Origin of the sequence: Sphingobacterium gobiense (assembly GCF_002980575.1) — a bacterium.
Taxonomy (GTDB): domain Bacteria; phylum Bacteroidota; class Bacteroidia; order Sphingobacteriales; family Sphingobacteriaceae; genus Sphingobacterium; species Sphingobacterium gobiense.
Genome location: NZ_PVBS01000001.1, coordinates 1983752 through 2004375, shown reverse-complemented (window position 1 = coordinate 2004375; position 20624 = coordinate 1983752). Strand labels below are relative to the sequence as shown.

Below are 20624 nucleotides of genomic sequence, written 5' to 3'. Positions count from 1 at the left end.
GAGGTAAACAACTAAAATATGATAATATCGAAACACCCGATCACTACAAAAACAACGATCTGCCTATTGTTATTATTTTTTTCAACCATGGTCAATGCACAAGAAGAAAACTTATATGATCACACGACACCTATTGAACCACTTATTATACAGTACGGGCATGATGTACAAGCAATAAATTATTTCTATGGTCCTATGCCAAAAGGCTGGGGCTTTCAGCAGGCAGCAGCTTCTCCCGAGCAAGTGCAGCGTTTATTGGAAATAGATCAATCGTATCTCGATAAGTTAAAGGCATTTCCATATAATGCGCTTGAAACGAATGGCCAAGTAGATTATATTTTATTGAACAGAAAAGTAAAACAGCATATAGAGCACCTACTGGATAAGAAAAAGCAACATGAGCGATTGGGCAACTATCTTTCGTTTGCGGAAGAGATCTACGCACTGGAAAAGCAGCGAAGAAGAGGAACGACAATCGAAGGAGAAAAGATAGCGGAAGATCTAAATGCTCTATCCCAAAAGGTACAGCAGGCGGAAAAGGCGCTGGCAGAGGATACCTCGTTAATATTTGAAGATATCCTTTTTTTGAAGGAGGTGGTGGAATCACTGAAACTCAGACTGAGCAGTGTATACGATTTTTATAATGGTTACGATCCCATGTTTACTTGGTGGGTTCCGGAACCCTACCAGCACTTGTCTGCGCGGCTTGATCAATACATTACCGCACTCGAGGGGTTGGGAGAACATAGAGTTTTCGACGACGGTAGCCAGATTGGCGGTAACCCTATCGGGCGCGACGCCCTGAATAAACAACTAAAAGATGAAATGGTGGCCTATACGGCTGACGAATTGTTACGTTTAGCAGATCAAGAATTTGCTTGGTGTCAGGCCGAACTTTTAAAAGCCTCTCGGGATATGGGGTTTGGTGATGATTGGAAAGCCGCTCAAGAGAAAGTGAAAAATGCTTATGTGCCTGCGGGAAAACAACCCGAATTGATATTAAAGCTATACAATACAGCGCAGGAATTTATCAAAGAGCACGATTTGATGGATATTCCAACGCTGGCAGATGAAACATGGGGAATGATTATGATGACACCCGAACGGCAATTGGTAAATCCGTTTTTTACAGGGGGGCGGGAGATTAGTATTTCTTACCCTACAGATGGGATGACGCATGAACAAAAACGGATGAGCATGCGCGGGAATAACCCTTATTTCTCTTACCCTACCGTGCAACATGAGCTTAACCCGGGGCACCATTTACAGTATTTTATGAACAGACGGCATAAACCCTACCGGGAGCGAGCTTTTAATACACCGTTTTGGACGGAAGGCTGGACGTTGTATTGGGAATTGCTGTTGTATGATTTGGGCTATGCGAAAACACCGGAAGAGCGTATAGGTATGCTATTCTGGCGCATGCATCGTTGTGCACGGATCACCTTTAGTATCAAGTTTCACTTAGGTGAATGGACCCCACAGCAGTGCATTGATTATTTAGTCGATAACGTAGGCTTCGAAGTGGCCAACGCACATGGTGAGGTAAAGCGTTCTTTCGAAGCAAATTATGGTGAGCTTTATCAGTTAGCCTATTTGGTAGGTGGCCTGCAGTTGATGGCGATCAAGAACGAATTGGTAGATGAAGGAGGAATGTCATATAAAGTATTTCATGATCGTGTCATTAAGGAAAACTACATGCCCATGGAGCTGTTGAGAGCCATCCTAATTAAACAGGACTTATCCCCAAACCATGAAGCAAAATGGAAATTCTATAACTTCAAATAACCACCCACATGGAACAAGCGAAACAATCCTTCCAGAAATCCATGGGATTGCTCGATGCGACCATGCTAGTGGCCGGAAGTATGATTGGATCCGGTATCTTCATCGTATCGGCAGATATCGCCCGTAATACAGGATCGGTTGGATGGATGACGTTGGTATGGGTGATCTGTGGCTTTATGACGTTGACCGCCGCATTAACGTATGGCGAACTCAGTGCGATGTTTCCAAAAGCAGGCGGACAATATGTATACCTGCGCGAAGCATACAATCCTTTGGTAAGCTTTGTCTTCGGATGGACTTTTTTTGCCGTGATACAAACCGCTACCATAGCAGCGGTAGGTGTAGCATTTGCAAAATTTACAGCCTATCTTTTCCCGGTACTGGACGAAGATGTATATGTGGTTACCCTAGGGAACTACAACGTATCGTCTGCCCAATTGGTATCTATCGGAGTTATCGTCTTATTGACTTTTATTAACTCAAGCGGGATCAACAGTGGCAAGCGGGTACAGACGACCCTTACATTGATTAAGATTTTTAGCTTGTTGCTCCTTATTCTGTTCGGATTTTTAGCTTTTAAACACGAGGTATGGAACCTCAACTGGAATACGGCAGCGATGTGGAACCTGAGACGTTTGCATATAGACGGAACTTTTGAGAATTATACGACCTTCGGCGCTTTTGGAGCGCTCTCAGCAGCTTTGGTAGGAGCACTGTTCAGTAGTGATTCCTGGCACTCTTCATCGGCTGTGGCAGATGAGATCAAAAATCCACAACGTAATATTGGGCTTAGTCTGGCCCTGGGGACGACGATTGTCACGGTGGTTTATATCCTGACCAACATCATGTACACCAGTGTGCTCGATCTACATGCTATGGTGAGTGCACCCCAAGACCGCATTGCCATGAGCGCCGCACAAGAAATTTTTGGACCCTTCGGGATTACAATTATAGCTATCATGATCATGATCAGTACCTTTGGCTGTAACAATGGCATCATTCTGGCTGGTGCGCGTGTTTATTATTCCATGGCACTAGATGGTTTGTTTTTTAAAAGGGTAGGCACCTTAAACAAAAACGCCGTACCGGCTTATGCGCTCTGGATACAATGCATAGTGGCTTCCATTTGGTGCCTAAGTGGCAAATATGGCGATTTGCTGGATATGATCACCAGCGTTGTGGTTATCTTCTATGTATTGGCCGTTGCAGGTGTTATCCGCCTTCGCTACACACGTCCGGCGTTAGAGAGGCCTTATAGAGCTTTTGGGTATCCTTATTTACCTATTATCTATATTATAATGGGAATTTCATTTGTGCTGCTGATGTTGATTTATAAACCCAATTATACCTTGCCTGGTATTTTAATTGCGTTATTGGGGATTCCTATTTTTTATATTATAAATAATAAACGAAAGAAATATGCTTAAAAAAATATTGAATATAGGCGTTTGTCTGCTTGTTTGCTATGCAGGATTTGCACAAGGTACGGTAACCGATTATACGCGTGCAAAAGAATTTCGGAATAAAGTGAGTAACAAAGTGTGGGATGTACCTGTACATCTACAGTGGAATGAAGCAGGAAACTTGTTTTGGTACGAAAAAAACACGACAGAAGGTAAGGTATATATACTCGTTGATGCTGTTGACAAATCGAAGACAACACTGTTTGACGTTAAGCTGTTGGAGAAAGCATTGAGTGAGCAATTGGGTAGGACAGCCAATTTCAACGCGGCTCCACACAATCGCATGAAATTAATCGACCATACGTTATTTGAGTTTGAATATAATCGTGTGATGTGGTCGTGGAATCGAGTGTCCAAGCAATTGATAAAAAAAGATAGCGTCGAAAGGAAAGACGGACTAGAGCGGTATTGGGGACGTCGGTTTGACGATAGTCAGGGCGATCCAGTCGTGTCGCCCGATACAACCAAAGTGGCTTATTTGAAAAACAATAATATTTATATCGCAGAAAAAGGAAAGCCGGAGACGGAACAACAGCTTACCTATGATGGTAGTCCGGGTGAATATTACGCTGCGAACACACAATGGTCGCCTGACGGTAAAAAAGTGGCAGGCATGAAAGTACGGAAGGCAGTGGTGCGCCAACTAACGTTATTGGAGTCGTCACCCACAGATCAATTGCAACCGAAGTTGCAGACGAGAGATTATGTGAAACCGGGTGACGCGCTCCCGCAATATTATCCGGTGATCTACAATTTGGAATCAAACCAACTGATCGAAGTTGACAAAAGTATGGTGGACAACCAGTTTTCGTTAAGCCGATTCGACTGGCAAAAAGACAGTCGCGCCATAACGTTCGAATTTAATAAACGTGGGCACCAGCAGTATGCGGTTGTAGCATTAGATGCCGTAAGCGGTAATACACGGTATATCATCAACGAAACAAACAAAACATTTATCGACTACAGTGGTAAACGCTATCGGTATGACATCAACGACGGTAAGGAAGTGGTTTGGGCTTCTGAGCGAGATGGTTGGAATCATCTATATTTATATAATGGGCAAACAGGACAGGTTATAAACCAGATCACGAAAGGCAATTGGGTGGTGCGCCGGGTGATTCATGTCGACGAAGAAAAACGGGAGATTATTTTTGAGGCAAGCGGAAAAAACACGAAACAGGATCCCTATTTTATCCATTACTATAGAATAGACTTTGATGGGAAAAATCTTCGTGCGTTGACTAATGAAGATGCTAGTCATAGGGCTTATTTTAATGCTGATCATCATTATTTTGTGGATGTCTATTCGCGAGTAGACCAAGCGCCGACTACGGTATTGCGAGATCGGGACGGCGATGTACTGATGGAACTAGAGCAATCGGATGATGGCGCACTCAAAGCGACAGGCTGGAAGGCTCCAGAAGTATTCGTTTCCAAAAGCCGGGATGGTGCGCACGATATATGGGGTATCATTATTCGCCCTACAAACTTCGACTCTAATAAACAATATCCGGTTATCGAATATATCTATGCGGGACCACACAGTTCTTTTGTTCCGAAAACATTTGTACCCAATCCAAGCGGCATGCAGGAGTTAGCAGAATTAGGATTTATCGTCGTGCAGATTGACGGTATGGGAACGTCTAATCGTTCGAAAGCTTTCCATGATGTATGCTGGAAAAATCTCAAAGATGCTGGCTTTCCGGATCGGATTGTCTGGATAAAAGAGGCAGCCAAAAAATATCCCTATATGGATCTGGATCACGTCGGTATCTATGGGACATCTGCCGGCGGACAGAGTTCGACAGCAGCCCTACTCTTCCATCCGGAATTCTATAAAGTGGCGGTCTCCTCCTGTGGATGCCATGACAACCGAATGGATAAAATATGGTGGAATGAGCAGTGGATGGGCTGGCCTGTCGGGCCAGCATATGTGGCTTGTTCGAATATAGAGAACGCTAGCAAGCTGGAAGGTAAATTGATGTTGATCGTTGGCGAACTGGATGATAACGTGGATCCATCGTCTACTTATCAACTGACCAATGCCTTGATCAAGGCTAATAAAGACCATGAATTGATTGTGGTGCCTGGAATGGGACATTCTTCGGGAGGAGAATATGGGGAGCGGAAACGCCGTGACTTCTTCGTGAAACATTTAATTGGAATTGATCCACCGGCATGGAATGTGAATTAGATTTGTAATATATATAAAACATATATCTAATGATTTTTATAGACAAAGAAACAATCGAAAAACAACTACCATATAGCGGGTTGATCGCAGCACTGCATAAGATGTTGATCGTTCCTTATACCATGCCCGTACGACATCATCATTTTTATGAGAATAGTGAAGAACAGGAGAATACGTTAATTCTTATGCCTGCGTGGAACAGGGAGTACATGGGGATTAAACAGGTTATTGTAGCACCAAACAATCATACTAAAGGATTACCGGCTATCTATGCCACATACACCCTGATTGATGCATTGACGGGTGTCCCGCTGGCACAGATGGATGCCTCCGGACTAACCGCCCGACGCACAGCTTGTGCATCTGCACTGGCAGCTTCTTTTTTAGCGCGAGAAGATACACGTAGCTTACTCGTTGTCGGCGGTGGAAAGGTTGCAGAGCACCTTATCCACGCCCATGCCGCTGTGCGAAATTACGACCGGGTGATGATCTGGATGAGAAATAAAGAGAAAGGAGTGCAGTTTGTGCAAGAGCAGGTGAAACATGGTGTGAAGGTAGATCTTGTGCAGGATTTGGAAGCGGCGGTTCGGCAGGCAGACGTAATTTCGACAGCTACCTTATCACGAACTCCGCTGATTAGGGGGGAATGGGTACAACCGGGAACGCATTTGGACCTGATAGGCGCACATACCCCCAAAAGTCGAGAGGTCGATGATGATGCTATAAAAAAGAGTAGTATTTTTGTAGATTCTCGTGAAGGAGCACTTCATGAGACCGGAGAAATGGCTATTCCTATTGCTAATGGAGTGTTAGATCCCCAAACCATAAAAGCCGATATCGTCGAACTATGTAAAAAAGCACATGTGGGTAGAAGAAACGAAAATGAAATCACCTTGTTCAAATCGGCTGGTCTCGCCATCGAAGATTTAGCCGCAGCATTGCTAGTATACCAGAGCATAAGCGATAATCATCAATAAGAAATAACATAATTAAAAATAAAAGATGTTTTCAGCAGAAACATACCAAAAAAGACGGGACGCATTAAAGAAAAATGTATCCAGTGGGGTAATCCTTTTATTAGGTAATATCGAAAACCCTATTAATTTTGAGCACAATACTTATCCTTTCCGGCAAGATAGTTCTTTTTTATACTACGTAGGCGTACAAACACCTCGACTGGCCGCTGTTTTCGATATTGAGGAGAGTACAAATATTATTTTTGGTGACGAATTGAGTTTAGATGATCTAGTATGGATGGGACGGCAAGAAACACTAAAAGATAAATGTTTGAAATCTGGTATAACCGAAGTACGACCATTTCGTCTGCTGGCCGATTATATGCGTACAGTGCTTGCACGCAAAAGAAAGGTGCACTATCTTCCGCCATATCAATCTCATAACCGCATTTTACTAAGTCAGTTATTGGAGATTCCGCTATCGGAAATTCATCCGTCGGTAAACTTGATAAAGGCGGTGGTAAAACAACGATCCATCAAGGAAGATCAGGAAATTGAACAAATCGAACAAGCTGTCGGAACGTCTGTCGATATGCATTTACTCGCTATGCAAATCACAAAGCCGGGCATGAAAGAATATGAAGTTGTCAATGCTATTCAAAAATTGGCTGCAGACCGATCCTGTTCATTGGCCTACCCGCCTATCGTAACGACACATGGAGAAATATTGCATAATCATTACCGACAACACACGATTAAAAACGGTGATATGATTTTGAACGACTCGGGCGCCGAAACACCCATGGGCTATGCGGGAGACTTAACACGCACTTTCCCGGTGAATGGAACATTCAGCATGCAGCAAAGAGATATATACAATGTCGTGTTGAAGGCTTTTACAAGCGCCCGCGATATGTTGCAACCGGAAATAAAATTCAAAGACGTGCATTTGCACGCGGCGAAGGCATTAGTCGAAGGTTTGACCGAATTGGGGCTTATGCGTGGTGATCCAGACGAAGCGGTTCAAAACCATGCGCATACGCTGTTTTTCCAATGTGGTTTGGGACACATGATGGGGCTGGATGTGCATGATATGGAAGACTTAGGAGAGCAATATGTAGGCTATACAGATGATGAGCCTAAAGATACAGAAACCTTTGGATTAAAATCCTTACGGTTGGGGAAGGTACTGCATCCCGGTTATGTGGTCACTATAGAACCGGGTATATATATTATTCCAGATTTAATTGATCAATGGAAAGCAGAAAAAAAACATGAAAATTTTATTAACTATACTAAGCTGGAACAATATCGAGACTTTGGAGGTGTTCGTATAGAAGATGACTTTCTGATTACTACCGATCGGTATCGTCTTCTTGGTCCTGAATTAATCAAAACGGCGGAAGAAATCGAAGATTATAGAATGACGTTTGGGTTAAAATTCGGTTAACTTTTGGTAAGATAGCTGTTTAATTGACATGTATTCGATTGTAACTTAGATGTTATTAAACATTATAATAACATTTAGTTATGAAAAGAATCATCATACTGCTTTTATTGCTGTGGAATGTGTGCTTTTCTATTTATGCTCAACAACGGTTGCGCTTAAACGGGAAGGTTACTGATTCCACCGGTGAGCCGATAGTCGGCGCAACATTATCTATTGAAGGACACAACGAACAGTATTCTTCTACAGTCGGCGGTACCTTTTCCTTCGAATACGACAAAGGGGATAAGCTTCTGGTTTCTTCTGTGGGGTACTTACCGTTTAGCGTGGTGTTGGATGGGCAGTCAACCTTGCATGTACAATTACAGGCTTCTGCCGAAGCACTGGATGAGGTTGTGGTAATCGGCTACGGCACCCAAACAAGAGGGGAAATCACTAGTTCTATTGCGAGTGTGAAGTCAGAAGATTTTACAAAAGGTGCCGTGAAAGATGCCGGGCAGTTGATTCAGGGAAAAGTTGCGGGATTACGTATCAGCACTCCGAGTGGAGATCCCGGGGAGTCATCTCAAGTCAATCTTAGAGGATTAAATTCCATTAATGGATCACAGAATCCGTTAGTGATTATCGATGGTATTCCGGGGGATTTGAATACGGTAGCCCCAGAAGATATCGAGTCCATTGATGTCTTAAAAGACGGGTCGGCCGCAGCCATTTATGGGACGAGAGCAACAGCCGGTGTGATTCTGGTGACAACGAGGCGCAATACAGCTACCGATAACCGAACCACGATAGAGTATAACGGTTACACGAGTTTGCAGACTTTGTTTCGGAAACCAGAAATGATGGATGCAAGTGATTATCGGAGATTAATTGCTGACGGCGTGTCCTACGACGATTTGGGTACCGAAACCAATTGGATCGATGAAGTGACCCGTAATCCGTTAAGCCATAACCATAACGTAACCCTATTTGGTGGGAATTCCCGAACCAATTTTACAGGGGCGATCAACTATCGGGATTGGGAAGGCGTATTTTTGAAGAGTGGACAAGAACGTTTAAACGTCCGAACCAATCTGCATCATGAGATGTTTGAAGGCAAGCTGAAAACAAACATGCAGCTGATTAGCCGTAGTGCCAAAAGCAATAACGGAGGATCATCTCCGTATATGTGGCGACAGGCGATTATCCGAAATCCGACAGATCAGCTTTATAACGAGCATGGAAAATGGCAGGAACGCGATGCTTATTTTTATGATAATCCCTTGGGCATGATCCACGAGACCATCGACGACAGGATATTTAGGGAAACCCGTTTGAGCGGATCGCTGGATTACCGACCTGTTGAGGGCTTAAGCTTAAAAATGTTGTTGTCTCGCGTCCAGAATAATAATTTAAGCGGAAACGCCACTACCTTTAATCATGTAAATACGACCAAGAACAACTTAAATGGTACTGCATCTAGGGACACACGGGCAGCTACAGAAAACTTGATGGAGCTTACCGCGAATTACACGAAAAGTTTTGACGGACACAAAATCGACATGCTAGGGGGATATAGCTGGCAGGATGATACCTTCGAACAATTCTATGCTTATAACTTTGATTTTCCGACCGACAATTATACCTATAATAAATTGGAGGCCGGAGCGGCCATCCAGCGGGGATTGGGAGAAATGACGAGCTATAAAGAGAACCGTAAACTGATCGGATTCTTTGCCCGGGTAGCTTACAATTACAAAGAGAAGTATATGGCGATGGCGAGTATCCGTCGGGAAGGTTCTTCAACCTTTGGTGAGAATAATAAATGGGGAAGTTTCCCGGCAATCTCCCTTGGCTGGGATATCGCTAAAGAAGATTTTTTGGCTGCTATCGGAGAAATTAATCAGTTAAAATTAAGGACGGGGTTTGGGGTGACCGGCACGATTGCGTCGGCTTCCTACATGTCGCAGACAAGTTATAATTTTGAACGTGCACAAGGAGCTTACATCAATGGTAAATGGGTGCCCGGTTTTGTGCCGACACGGAACTTTAACCCAGATTTGCGTTGGGAGCGGAAACATGAGTATAATGTCGGATTAGATTTCAGCCTATTTGATAATAGGGTCTACGGATCTTTCGATTATTATACACGTCAGGTAAAAGACCTGCTATATCAGTTCAATGTACCTTCTCCACCCTATCTGTACCCGAACATGATGTTAAATGCGGGTGAGATGAGTAATGCGGGTTTTGAAGCATTGGTAAATGTAGATGCTTTCCGCGAAAGCAATTTTAAATGGAAGACAGGTATCACCGTAGCAACAAATAAAAATAAACTCATCAACCTTTCCAACGATCAGTTTAACGTAACTGTTCCTTTCTTCGAGGCTGGTTATACAGGCGAGCCCATACAAATCGCAACACATCGTGTAGAGGTCGGCAGAGCAGTGGGTGATTTTTATGTGCTGAAAACGGTTGGGGTAGACGATGATGGTAAATGGCTTATCGAAAACAAAGAAGGAGAAACCATACCGATCAGCGATTCCTCTCCTGATGATAGACAATATTATGGGAACGGGATACCGGATGTCAACTTGGGTTGGAACAACAGTTTCCACTATAAAAACATTGATTTTAGTTTTAATTTTCGAGGTTCTTTTGGTCATCAGGTACTAAATATGACAAGGCTATATTATGAGAACCCTATCAATAAGGCTTATAATGCATTGAAAACAGCTTACGATCCGGTGTATGGTCAAACGTTGACAAATGATTTAGTCTATGTGTCGCATTACATCGAAGATGCTGATTTCCTGAAACTGGATAATGTGACGTTAGGCTATACTTTTAAACCCAATGCTATCAAAGGAGTGCAGAATTTACGGATGTATGCATCGGGCTTTAACCTGATGACGATTACCGGCTATAAGGGATTGGATCCAGAGGCAGCCAGTTATCAAGGCGATTTTACGTTTGCTCCGGGTATAGAGCATAGGGATCGTTATCCGACTACGCGGATGTTCACTGTAGGATTGAATGTTACATTTTAAATTACGTATATCATGAAAAGAATCTATAAATCTATATATAGTACTATATTGGTTGGCGTGGGGTTGTGCGGTTTTTTGTCGGTCAATTCCTGTACTAATCTGGATGAAGAGGTGTTTTCCGAAGTTTTATCGAAGGATTTTAAGCCCGGAGAGCGTGATTTGCCCTCTATCGTCGCGCCAGTTTATGCTTCTTTCCGATCTTTGATGTTCGGGTGGCAAGGATATTTTGACTTGCAGGAAGAATCGGCCGATCATATTATTACTCCGGTACGACCAAACGGATGGGACGATGCCGGAACCTATCGCCGAATGCATCAGCACAATTGGACGACGATTCAATGGCAACCCTATAATACTTGGCAGCAAGCTTATTCGAGTATCACGAAGGCCAATATGATCATCATGCAAATTGAGGAAGACACGCTTCCGCTACCAGCAGATGTTGCTTCTGCGGCTATTGCTGAATTGCGCGCCGCACGAGCGTTAGCCTATTACCTATTGCTGGATAACCACGGAAATGTGCCGATCGTGACCGATTATCGGGATGTTGAACTGCCAGAACAAAAAACGAGAGAAGAAGTTTACAGATTCGTGGTCAATGAGCTGACAGAAGTTGTACCGTTCTTATCAGAAGAGGTTGCTTCTATGTATGGACGCATGAATGTATGGGCAGCCAAAGCATTGCTAGCAAAAATATACCTAAATGCTCAAGTGTATATTGGCGAACAACAATGGGAAAAAGTCATTGCCGAAACGGAGGATATTATCCAATCTGGAGCGTTTCGCCTGGATATAGCGTATAAGGATGTTTTTTCTTCTACAAATGAGAGTTCTCCCGAAATTATATTTGCGGTTCCTTATGATGAAGTTTATGGACACGGCAATCAGCTCCACATGAAAACCTTATCTCCGTTGAGCCGTTTGGTGTATAACATGGCAGCCGGTCCATGGGGAGGGAATTGTGCTGTACCTCAGTTTATTGATACCTATGATCAGGATGATCAAAGGCTTTTTGATAGCTGGCTGCAGGGTGCGCAATATAATGCGACAACAGGAGATGTCGCTATTACGTATGTCAAAGAAGTTCCCGGTATTGGAGGAGATGGAACGGTAGCGGCAGATAATGCAGGATATAGGCTAGGTAAATATGCGATTAAAAATGGCGCAACAAACAATTTAGACAATGACTATCCGATGTTCCGCTATGCCGATATATTAATGATGAAGGCCGAAGCGTTGCTCCGTACAGGAAGAGAAAATGAAGCAGCATTACTGGTTTCGGAAGTTAGAGAGCGGGCGTTTAAACCGGTACCAGATAAGGCACTGGTAACGGGCGCAGAACTTTTAAAAGGTAGTATGTACAATTATGGTTGGCAAGAAAAAGACGGGACGGTTAATGGAAATAATGGTGGAGCAGATATAGAATTCGGTCGATTTTTAGACGAACTTGGGTGGGAATTTGCGGGAGAAGCACGCAGACGTCAGGATATTATCCGTTTCGGCGTGTTTCAAACAAAATCTTGGTTCAACCATCGTCCGCATGCAAGGGCACAAAGCCGAACACTATTCCCTATCCCGAATGATGAGATTAATAAAAACCCTAAGCTTGACCAAAATCCCGGATACGAATAGTACTTTCGGTGAAGTAAGCTAAAAAAAAAGCCATCGTTTCCCACAAACGATGGCTTTTTTTATGGAACCTTCGAGATTTATTTTAAAGTAACGTCTAGGTAAACCGAATGCCGTCCGTATGTATCATAGAAGGGTTTAAAAACAGCATCGCCGATGGTGAAGTGTAGCTTCTTCGGATTACCTTTGATCGATTTACTTATGTCGTTAGCATCCAAGATTACTTTCCGCCATTCTTTTCTGGCTTCGGATTCTTGAGCAGCTAATAGTATCGGGCCGTAAAACAGACTGGCTAGGTTTTGTTGATCCATTACCGGATCTAAATGAAATTGGAAAGGCATTTTTAGTTCAATAATATCTCCATCTTTCCATTCTCGGCTTATTTTAAGATAGCTGCCCGGTGTGCTAACCAGCTTTTGTTCTTTACCGTTGATCATGACAAAGAAACCTTTGGTAGCCCATCCCGGTACACGTACGTTAAGGTCAAACTTGCCGCTTCCTTTGATGGTTAGGCGCGTATGATCTTCTTTCGGAAAGCTCGTAGCCTGCTCTACGGTTACCTGACGCTCCGTCCAGTTTAGGGTAGATGGAACATAGAGATTGACGTAAAGAGCCTGGTCGTCTTTGCTCTTAAAGTAAATGGAGTTTTGAAGTTTGGTGCTGCTCTCTATCGCTGTCCCATTGCAACACGTAAAACCGGTCATATTCGGATTGCTAAACTGTTTGCTCGATCCGGGTCTAAGCGGAACATGATAGGTATTGGCTGGGCTATCTTCCGCTACAGATGCCAAAATGTGATTGTATAAACCACGCTCGTAATAGTCCATTAACTCGGCGCGTTGGTCGAAGAGAAAAAGATTGCTGGTGAGTTTTAACATGTTATATGTGGCGCAGGTTTCATTTTGTCCGCCAGCGGAGAAACCGTTTTCATATAATGTGGCCGGCTGACTGATAAAACACTCTGCATTTGCGGGGGTACGAGCTCCAGCGACTCCTCCAATACTATACATATAATCATGGACCGCTTTATACCAAAAGTTATCGGCAACTTTATAGTACTCCGGTAGGTTGGACACATGGTACATTTCTATACTTCCTACAATTTGAGGTATATGCTGGTTGGCATGCAGGCCTCGGAAAGTATCTACATTTTTAGCTAATCCATGTGTGCGATCAGCGTCACCGAAAAACATATCAATATTATCAAATAACTGTGCTGCTTTTAGATAGTTCGATTCACCGGTAATGCGATACAAATGCGCCATTGTTTCGTTCATTCCGCCAAATTCACCCGCGATGTAGGTATTCCAAACCTTAATAAGGGTATCCGAAGGTAATTGCGCCAAACGAGCATACACCCAGTCGCTCATACCCACAGCTACATCAAGTGCCTTTTGATTACCACTTACTTCATAGATATCGATTAAGCCGGCCAAGATCTTATGTAACGTATAATATGGAGCCCAAACCTGGTTCAGCTGACCTCCATAAGTAGCACCTTTTTCTAACATAATAAATTGATCAGGAGGATAGGCACTAATAAACCCTTCTCCCCAGTTCCAATAGTCGGTGCGGATGCCCTTCTCACTCAAATCTGAATCGTAATCGGATTTGTCCGGACCATGCGGTACAGCCGTAGGATCGGAGACATATGCACTGCCTGGCGTTTTCGGTTTGCCGGACAACTGTGCTAAATCATAGAGTATATTCACCATATAGGTCATTTTTTCAGCGAAACTGTCTTGCAGTTCGTTGTCGTACCCGGTGCTGGCATACGCCTGTGCAATTGCTGTAAGGTAATGTCCCGTAGCGTGTCCCCTCAACTTTGTGTCTTGACTATCCCAGACGCCCAATGGCTTTGCTCCCTCGGGTTGCTCTTGGCCAAAAGCATTACGAAACATGTAGAGAAAGGAGTTCGGGTCTGTTTTGGCTAACGTTGTGATAAATTTATCACGATTCTCCATGAATTTTGTTTCGTCATCGTGTGTATCTGTTTCCAGTGAAATCTGATCTAAACTAAAGGTCGTTAACGTGCTGTTTGGTGTAGTTGTTTGACCATCGCCTTTTATGATGACGATCGCCTTTGGTTTTAAATCTGTCCCAGGTACGCGTCCTGTAATAGAATAGCGACCCGCACTAAGAACAGCGCTATTGTCAATAGGAGAGGGCCATAGAACGCGTACTTTAGGACCAGCCATTTCATCTCTGTAGACGCCTTTTACATAAGCGGGCAGTCGAGGTAAATGCCCCAGTTCGGTTTCTACCTCTATATCCGCTACATCGATTAAATAAGCATTATAAAGCTGTGCGTGCGTAAGTGTAAATTGTGGAAGATCATCTTTCGCTTCCTTGACGTTCACCGAAACATCAACGGCGACTCCCCACGAATTGTTATAGATTCCTGCAACCTGGTTTCTACTCAACGGAACGCGGTAAATACGGAAATCATGTAATAAGGCGTTTAAGTAGGGAGCGTCACTTTGCCATGATTTTCCAATGTAAAGTTGATTTTTTTCTATGGATTGGGTACTGAATACGTCTGCTAACTCGGATGAAATATCTTTCGTCTCACCTGTAGGCTTACCATCGACATAAGTCGACATTGATTTGGAAGGAATATCAATCACGACGGCCAAATGCGTCCATTTATTGGTCGGTATTGAAGCGGAAACGATTCCCTTTTTATCGCTTTTGTTTGCTGTTACAGATGCCTGAAATCCGTCATGTGTGTGTGTCCCGACAGGAGCCACAAAAAAATGTTTATTGGCATCCTGTCCAAAGTCGAAAAAGTGTTGACCGCGTTGATCGGAACGCAAATATACCCAACCTGATATACTTAGCGATTCTAGATCTATCAAGGTTTCGACTGGTAATGTAATAAAATGTGCATTGTCACCCGGGAGCGACAACACTTTTCCAAACCGATCGTCTTTGACAAATTCGATTTCCTTTCCGTGAAATTTAGCGTGTAAATTGTTTCGGGACCAATCTCTGATATCTCCGTCAAACAGGTAGCGCGCAACCATGTCGGTTTCCCCGATTCCATCCAATATCTGATCTCCACCTTGCGCCTTTGTGATGTTATTTCCCAGGGAAAAGGCACCGAGAAACAGGATGAAACGCACGAGTACCGTCTGCATTTTCATGTTTAAATTATGATTAACCGATACATTCATATTGCATAGTTTTATTGTTTGATAATTTCTTTATAAAACTAATAAGACATGCTGTATTTCTGTACGTCTATTTTAGCTAATAGTCACAAGATATTAACGCGTTATTCCTATATTTAGCCTTATGAGACCATCATGGTTTATTCAACCACACACGAGGATGGATACACCAAGTTTGGGAGCTCTTGAATACATAATAAACAAACACTGATGAAAATAGCTTTCTTTTCAACCCAACCTTACGATCGTTTGTTTTTCGATCGTGAAAATCAAGATAAACGTTTTGTATATCAATTTTATGAAACACATTTGGGCCCTCATATCGTGCGGGCTATAAACGATGTGGAGGCGGTATGTGTTTTTGTAAACGATCATGTCAACCGTGAAGTGATTGAAACGCTGGCGTTGCGGGGAGTGAAAATAATAGCACTGCGCTGTGCAGGGTTCAATAACGTAGATTTGGATGCAGCGCGGGAATTCGGCATATCCGTATGTCGTGTTCCGGCCTATTCTCCGGAAGCGGTGGCGGAACATGCTATGGCCATGCTGTTGACATTGAATCGAAAAACGCATAAAGCCTATAACCGTGTGCGGGAACAGAATTTTTCGCTGAATGGTTTGTTGGGCTTTAATCTTCACGGAAAGACAATCGGTGTTGTTGGGACAGGAAAGATTGGCAAAGCTTTTTGTCGCGTAAGCAAAGGGTTTGGTTGCAAATTACTCGCTTTTGACATTTACGAAGATGCACAGGTAAAGCAAATGGGGGTGTCGTATGTTGATATAGATTCAATATACAAATCCTCCGATATTATTTCGCTCCATTGCCCATTAACGTTGGAGAATAAACACATGATTAGCAGGGAATCCATACAAAAAATGAAAGATGGCGTTGTTTTGCTGAATACTAGCCGCGGAGCATTAATCCATACTGCAGCGGTTATTGAAGGTTTGAAGCAACACAAAATCGGTGGGCTTGCTCTTGATGTGTATGAGCAGGAAGAGAAATTGTTCTTTAAAGATTTAAGTGATACCATCATTGAAGATGATACGATTCAACGCCTGATGAGTTTTCCGAACGTATTGATCACAGCCCATCAAGCATTCTTTACAGAAGAGGCTTTGACACAGATAGCGACCACCACGCTTCGGAATATCGAGGAACTGCTCTTGGGGCGTGAACCATCTATCGAAGATGCTCGCTTAGTATAGACGCTTTTATGATCTCACCTAAATATACACTATCCGTGCTGATATTACTTCCGTCGGAAGCAAGAAATGCAAGGTAAACGTGATAGGTTGTGCCGTCAGGGACCTGTTCTAAAGAAATAATCTGTTCACAATCTTCTAGATAACTATCTTGCAATACGCCGACCTTATTTACCGGGTTTACGCTGTTATCGGGGTAGAGCAGCGCTATGCACCGGAACATTCTTTCGCCGTGCTTCTGTCTGAAGACAGTGTCTACTTTCCAACGTATGATTACATGTCCGTCCTCCTGATTGACTTCAGCGCTGGAAACCGGAGAAGGTAGTCCGCGGCTTATGGCAAACTTTTCGTAATCTAGACGGTAATGTTCGCCTTCAAAAACGACGCTTTCACGTAGATTGTAAGACATTGCAGAGTTATGTCCGGTGCGATTGGGAGCATACTGCATAAAACCCAGACGAACAAAAGGAACGATGGATGACAGGCACTCTTGCATAAAAGCAAATTTACTCTGGTTCTTTCGCTGCCCTGAGGTAGGTTTTCGATTTTTCTTTATCCGGGGAAGACTTCTAACATAATAAATGTCTTTCCATTTACAAAAAACGGACGGTCCAACTTTACCTGAAACAGTTCCATTTACACCATTTTTAACTCGCGCCATAGCCCAATAATTATACTAAGGGATTAAGATAGGAAATATGAAGATATAAACCAAATATCAAATTTATAATTAGAAAATATATTAAATTTAGATGATAAGGAAGTTAATCGATATTTATTCGTGTTAATCCGAATAATGTCCGAATGAAGTCCGAATAAAATCCCTATAAAACCCTATAAAATTATTAATAAAATTAAAAGAAATTTTAAGAAACTCTTGAAAGGATATAAGTAATCGTATCAGCTAAGGCTCTATAGAAATTAATCTACAAAAAGAACACGCGTAAAATCGACTAACTTAGGGAATATAATGATTTGAGGACAGATTGAGGGGCTAAAACACGTCGTAGAAATGTTACAAGTTTTTTTTAAATGGTATTTTATCCTTTCGAAGTATTAAATTAGTGCATTACTAATTTAAATTTAAACTATAGTATTATGGAAGTTAAGATGTCTTCGAAATTTGTTGCCGAGTTAATTGGTACTTTTGGCTTGGTTCTTTTTGGCTGTGGTGCTGCAGCTATTGCAGGAGTGGATACCATGGCAGGTTTATCTGGTTTGGGATTACTAGGTATATCCATGGCTTTTGGTCTCTCTGTGGTTGTTTTTGCTTATGCCATTGGTAGTGTTTCCGGCTGTCATATCAATCCAGCGGTTACAGTTGGTGTACTTTTAGCAGGTAGGATGTCGGCTAAAGATGCGGTCGTATACATTATTGCACAATGCTTAGGAGCCCTTTTAGGAGCTTTCGTTTTGCAGCAGATATTGAGCGGACAATTAGTGGGCTTTTTGGCCGGCGAATGGGCATATGGTGCTAATGGTTGGGGAAAAGGATATCAAAACGAGTATGGCACAACAGCGGCGTTCTTAACAGAAGCTGTTTTGACATTTATTTTTCTTTTCGTTATTCTGGCGACAACCTCTAGGGTTGGAAACAGTACCATGGCGGGGTTGGCAATCGGTTTTACACTCTTATTGATTCACCTGGTTGCCATTCCTATTACAGGTACATCTGTTAATCCGGCACGATCATTCGGTCCTGCAATCTTGGCTGGCGGACAGGCATTATCGCAATTATGGCTATTTGTTGTCGCGCCTTTAGTGGGGGCTGCGGTGGCCGCTGGTGTCTGGAAAATATTGGAGCCAAAAGGTGAAGCGAACGTATAGCCTAACGATTTTATGTGTAAACCGCTCCTTATAAATTTTAGTTTTGGGAGCGGTTTTTTTACAGTTTAATTTTTAGATTTTACTTCTTAAAATCCTTATCTTCGTGCAATGGATAATTTTATTGTTTCAGCACGGAAATATCGTCCCATTACCTTCGACTCTGTTGTTGGTCAGCAACATATTACCAGTACGCTCAAAAATGCTATTCATAACAATCAATTGGCGCAAGCCTTTTTGTTTTGTGGACCGCGCGGTGTAGGGAAAACAACCTGTGCCCGTATTTTGGCGAAAACAATAAATTGTGAACATATTGTAGAACAGGTAGAGGCCTGTGGCAATTGCGAGAGCTGTAATTCTTTTCAACTAGGAAACTCTTTTAGTATCCACGAATTGGATGCCGCGTCTAATAACTCTGTGGATGATATCCGTAGCTTGATCGAGCAGGTTCGAATCCCGCCGCAAGCCGGTAAATACAAGATTTATATCATCGACGAGGTACACATGCTTTCCCAGGCAGCGTTCAATGCCTTTCTGAAAACATTGGAGGAACCCCCTTCGTATGCTATTTTTATTTTGGCAACAACCGAGAAACATAAGATACTCCCGACTATCCTTTCTCGTTGTCAGATATTCGACTTTAACCGGATCAAAGTGGAAGATATGGCGAATCATCTCGCTTCCATTGCGCAAAAAGAGCAAATAGCTTTTGAGCCAGATGGACTGCATATTATTGCCCAAAAAGCTGATGGAGGGCTTCGGGATGCGCTGTCCATGTTCGACCAGATTGTCAGTTTCTCCAATAAGAACATCACCTATCAAACCGTTATCGATAATCTCAATATTCTAGATTACGATTATTATTTCCAACTGCTGGACAGCGTCTCGACAGAGAACGCTGCACAGGCCCTGTTGATTTTTGATAAGGTATTAAATAATGGTTTTGATGGAGGGCATTTCATCAGCGGTCTCGCAACACATATTCGTAATTTATTGGTCTCTAAAGAGCCCGCAACACTGAAGTTGCTTGATGTAAGTGAAAATATTAAACGAAAGTATCTTGACCAATCGCAGGTGCTTAGTTCGGGGCTTTTACTTTCCGCGTTAAATATTGCCAACCAATGTGAAATAAACTATAAAAATAGCAAAAATCAACGTTTACAAGTAGAATTGGCACTACTAAAAATGTGTCATATAGCATCAGCTATTTTGCTGAGTAAGCACGGAAGTTTTACACCCTCTGTTACGACAGAGTTAAAAAAAAAACTCCCTGATCCAACCGTGAGCCGTCCAACGGCAGTAGCTAACGGTGTTTCTGCTCCCAAAACCATATCGTCAGTTCCTAAAGAAGCTTTCCCCCCACAGATCCCCACAACGGTTTCTACACCGACCGTAGAAAGATCGTCTGTAACGACTGAAAGTACTACTATTAAAAAAGGATGGGGCAAAATTTCTACCTCCGTAAACGTCCCTAACTTAAATACTATATTTGAAGATAAAGCTGAAGCTGACGCCGAGGAGCCGGACCTCGTTCAAGGAAATGAGTTCCGAGAGGTTACTCTTAATGCGTTTATTACCCAGTGGAATGCATTTGCAGACAGTTTGAGGCAAACGAATCGCATCACGTTATATACGATTATGACTGCGAACCCCCCGCGTTTAAATGGGACAATGATCGAGGTGGATGTAGAGAACGCCGTGCAGATGGACGAACTTAAATTAGGTAAAATAGATATCTTAAATTATTTGCGGGTTAAACTTCAAAACTTTTCGCTTGATCTAACGGGTACCCAAGTGGAGGTTACGAAAGTCAGAAAACCGTATACTTCGGCTGAAAAATACCAAGCAATGGTTTCGAAAAACCCTGCGTTGGAAACACTTCGTAAAGCATTTAACCTCGGACTGAGTTAATACG

The 20624-nt window shown here is 42.8% G+C and carries 12 protein-coding genes; 10 read left to right on the top strand and 2 right to left on the bottom strand.

Features of this window, described 5'->3' with window-relative positions:
- Positions 1 to 18 precede the first annotated feature (18 nt).
- From C5749_RS08900 to C5749_RS08870, 7 genes are all read left to right on the top strand, one after another.
- On the top strand, positions 19 to 1788 hold the full coding sequence (locus C5749_RS08900) for a DUF885 family protein (protein WP_105724941.1): 1770 nt from the start codon (positions 19 to 21) through the stop codon (positions 1786 to 1788).
- An 8-nt stretch (positions 1789 to 1796) separates the two neighbouring features.
- On the top strand, positions 1797 to 3215 hold the full coding sequence (locus C5749_RS08895) for an APC family permease (protein ID WP_105724938.1): 1419 nt from the start codon (positions 1797 to 1799) through the stop codon (positions 3213 to 3215).
- Positions 3208 to 5445: a S9 family peptidase gene (locus tag C5749_RS08890; protein ID WP_105724936.1), complete on the top strand. Its 2238-nt coding sequence runs from the start codon at positions 3208 to 3210 to the stop codon at positions 5443 to 5445. Before C5749_RS08895 ends, C5749_RS08890 begins: the two co-directional genes overlap by 8 nt.
- A 29-nt stretch (positions 5446 to 5474) precedes the next feature.
- Positions 5475 to 6422, top strand: coding sequence for a bifunctional Delta(1)-pyrroline-2-carboxylate/Delta(1)-piperideine-2-carboxylate reductase (lhpI, locus tag C5749_RS08885; protein ID WP_105724934.1), 948 nt, complete (start codon positions 5475 to 5477; stop codon positions 6420 to 6422).
- A gap of 25 nt (positions 6423 to 6447) precedes the next feature.
- Entirely contained in the window at positions 6448 to 7851 is a 1404-nt protein-coding gene (locus tag C5749_RS08880) for an aminopeptidase P family protein (RefSeq protein WP_105724932.1), read from the top strand.
- A gap of 80 nt (positions 7852 to 7931) precedes the next feature.
- On the top strand, positions 7932 to 10877 hold the full coding sequence (locus C5749_RS08875) for a SusC/RagA family TonB-linked outer membrane protein (protein WP_105724930.1): 2946 nt from the start codon (positions 7932 to 7934) through the stop codon (positions 10875 to 10877).
- 12 nt (positions 10878 to 10889) lie between these two features.
- Entirely contained in the window at positions 10890 to 12509 is a 1620-nt protein-coding gene (locus C5749_RS08870) for a RagB/SusD family nutrient uptake outer membrane protein (RefSeq protein ID WP_105724928.1), read from the top strand.
- Between the two features lie 77 nt (positions 12510 to 12586).
- On the opposite strand, the gene C5749_RS08865 is transcribed toward C5749_RS08870, so the two are convergent.
- Positions 12587 to 15682, bottom strand: a complete 3096-nt coding sequence (locus C5749_RS08865; RefSeq protein WP_219847934.1) for a beta-L-arabinofuranosidase domain-containing protein — start codon at positions 15680 to 15682, stop codon at positions 12587 to 12589.
- A gap of 207 nt (positions 15683 to 15889) precedes the next feature.
- On the opposite strand from C5749_RS08865, the gene C5749_RS08860 reads away from it, so the two are divergent.
- Complete coding sequence (locus tag C5749_RS08860; RefSeq protein WP_105724926.1) at positions 15890 to 16888, top strand: 2-hydroxyacid dehydrogenase; 999 nt, start codon at positions 15890 to 15892, stop codon at positions 16886 to 16888.
- On the opposite strand, the gene C5749_RS08855 is transcribed toward C5749_RS08860, so the two are convergent.
- Positions 16863 to 17546: a DUF6266 family protein gene (locus C5749_RS08855; RefSeq protein ID WP_105724924.1), complete on the bottom strand. Its 684-nt coding sequence runs from the start codon at positions 17544 to 17546 to the stop codon at positions 16863 to 16865. The genes C5749_RS08860 and C5749_RS08855 overlap by 26 nt on opposite strands.
- Positions 17547 to 17983: 437 nt before the next feature.
- On the opposite strand from C5749_RS08855, the gene C5749_RS08850 reads away from it, so the two are divergent.
- Both C5749_RS08850 and C5749_RS08845 read left to right on the top strand, forming a co-directional pair.
- Positions 17984 to 18712 carry an MIP family channel protein gene (locus C5749_RS08850; RefSeq protein ID WP_105724922.1) on the top strand — a complete coding sequence of 243 codons (729 nt, stop codon included), beginning with the start codon at positions 17984 to 17986 and terminating at the stop codon, positions 18710 to 18712.
- Positions 18713 to 18820: 108 nt separating this feature from the next.
- Positions 18821 to 20620, top strand: a complete 1800-nt coding sequence (locus C5749_RS08845) for a DNA polymerase III subunit gamma/tau (protein WP_105724920.1) — start codon at positions 18821 to 18823, stop codon at positions 20618 to 20620.
- Positions 20621 to 20624 lie beyond the last annotated feature (4 nt).

Excerpts from the sequence above, each read along its gene's own strand:
- C5749_RS08845 (WP_105724920.1), top strand. The coding sequence starts at position 18,821 with ATGGATAATTTTATTGTTTCAGCACGGAAATATCGTCCCATTACCTTC.
- C5749_RS08865 (WP_219847934.1), bottom strand. The coding sequence starts at position 15,682 with ATGAATGTATCGGTTAATCATAATTTAAACATGAAAATGCAGACGGTA.
- C5749_RS08900 (WP_105724941.1), top strand. The coding sequence starts at position 19 with ATGATAATATCGAAACACCCGATCACTACAAAAACAACGATCTGCCTA.
- C5749_RS08895 (WP_105724938.1), top strand. The coding sequence starts at position 1,797 with ATGGAACAAGCGAAACAATCCTTCCAGAAATCCATGGGATTGCTCGAT.
- C5749_RS08875 (WP_105724930.1), top strand. The coding sequence starts at position 7,932 with ATGAAAAGAATCATCATACTGCTTTTATTGCTGTGGAATGTGTGCTTT.
- C5749_RS08890 (WP_105724936.1), top strand. The coding sequence starts at position 3,208 with ATGCTTAAAAAAATATTGAATATAGGCGTTTGTCTGCTTGTTTGCTAT.
- C5749_RS08860 (WP_105724926.1), top strand. The coding sequence starts at position 15,890 with ATGAAAATAGCTTTCTTTTCAACCCAACCTTACGATCGTTTGTTTTTC.
- C5749_RS08850 (WP_105724922.1), top strand. The coding sequence starts at position 17,984 with ATGGAAGTTAAGATGTCTTCGAAATTTGTTGCCGAGTTAATTGGTACT.
- C5749_RS08880 (WP_105724932.1), top strand. The coding sequence starts at position 6,448 with ATGTTTTCAGCAGAAACATACCAAAAAAGACGGGACGCATTAAAGAAA.
- lhpI (WP_105724934.1), top strand. The coding sequence starts at position 5,475 with ATGATTTTTATAGACAAAGAAACAATCGAAAAACAACTACCATATAGC.
- C5749_RS08855 (WP_105724924.1), bottom strand. The coding sequence starts at position 17,546 with ATGGCGCGAGTTAAAAATGGTGTAAATGGAACTGTTTCAGGTAAAGTT.
- C5749_RS08870 (WP_105724928.1), top strand. The coding sequence starts at position 10,890 with ATGAAAAGAATCTATAAATCTATATATAGTACTATATTGGTTGGCGTG.